The 1,356-nt window shown below is 70.3% G+C and carries 1 protein-coding gene and 1 pseudogene; both read left to right on the forward strand.

Features of this window, described 5'->3' with window-relative positions:
• A partial coding sequence (locus KBX53_RS32985) for an NAD(P)-dependent oxidoreductase (protein WP_210863768.1) occupies positions 1–479 on the forward strand: 479 nt, incomplete at its 5' end.
• Positions 480–662: 183 nt separating this feature from the next.
• A pseudogene (locus tag KBX53_RS32990) lies at positions 663–1,356 on the forward strand (cytochrome P450); the annotation flags it as partial.

Consider the following 1,356-nt stretch of genomic DNA (forward strand, 5'->3'; position numbering starts at 1 on the left):
ACGATCCCGGGCGGCTCAGCCGCCTCTTCGACGGCACGGACGCGATAGTGGCGGCGATCCGTCCCGCCCCCGGGTACGAACACACCGTCGCCGCGACCACCACGACGCTGCTCGACGCGGCCGAGGCGGCCCGGACGCGCATCGTCGTCGTTGGCGGTGCCGCCCCGCTGCGGATCCCCGGGCATCCCGACCGCCTCGTCCTCGACAGCCCGGAGTACGTGCCGCGGGCCTGGCGAAGCATCGCCGCCGCCAGCATCGCGCAACTCGACGCCTGCCGGGCGCACCGGGCCGACTGGGTCTACCTGAGCCCGCCCGCCATCCTCGAACCCGGAACCCGCACCGGTACGTACCGACGGGGCACCGCGACGCTCATCACCGGTGCCGACGGCGCGTCCCGAATCTCGGCGGAGGACCTCGCCGTCGCCGTCCTCGACGAACTCGAGAGCCCGGGCGGGGACAAACACTTCACCGTGGGATGAGTTCCCCGTACGGGCGCGGACCGGCCGCCATGGCGATCATCCTCATCTATCGCTACGATCCGACATCGACATATCACTGAGCGTTGATGTGTGCTGTCGTGAGGTTCTGGACGCTGGCAGTCCGGCGCCGCCACCACACGGCGCCGGCCTGAGGATCACGCCGCCTCGACGAAGGGAATCCGGATGACGGAGAGCGCGCCGACCACCGAGAGCCGAACCGTTCCACCCGCGCGGGCGTACCCGTTCAGCGTTCCTGACCGCCTCGTCGTCGACCCGACCTACGGCCAGCTGCGCGAGAGCGAGCCGATGACCCGGGTGCAGCTCCCCTACGGTGAGGAGGCGTGGCTCGCCACCCGGTACGAGGACGTCCGTACGGTCCTCGGCGACGTCCGGTTCGGCCGCGCCCCGGCCGTCCAGCGCGACGAGCCCAGGCTCACCCCGCGCCAGCAGTACAGCGGCATGCTGACCATGGACCCACCCGATCACACTCGGCTGCGCCGGTTGGTGGCGAAGGCATTCACGGCCCGCCGGGTGGAGGCGTTGCGCCCCCGCACCCAGGAGATCGCCGACACGCTGGTCGACGACATGGTCCGCCTCGGTCCTCCGGCCGACCTGGTGGAGCACGTCGCCACACCGTTGCCGATCCAGGTGATCTGCGAGCTGCTCGGCGTCCCGTACGCCGACCGCGACCGCTTCCACACCTGGTCCGAGGCGATCGTCTCGACCACCTCGCTGCCCATGGAGACGATCCAGGAGTACCTGAACAATCTCTGGGGCTACATCGGTGATCTGGTCGCCGAGCGCCGCCGCGAGCCGGGGATCGACGACCTGCTCGGCGACCAGATCACCGATGTAGCCCCAGAGATTGTTCAGGTAC

It is taken from the genome of Micromonospora sp. M51, assembly GCF_018070305.1.
Lineage (GTDB): Bacteria > Actinomycetota > Actinomycetes > Mycobacteriales > Micromonosporaceae > Micromonospora > Micromonospora parva.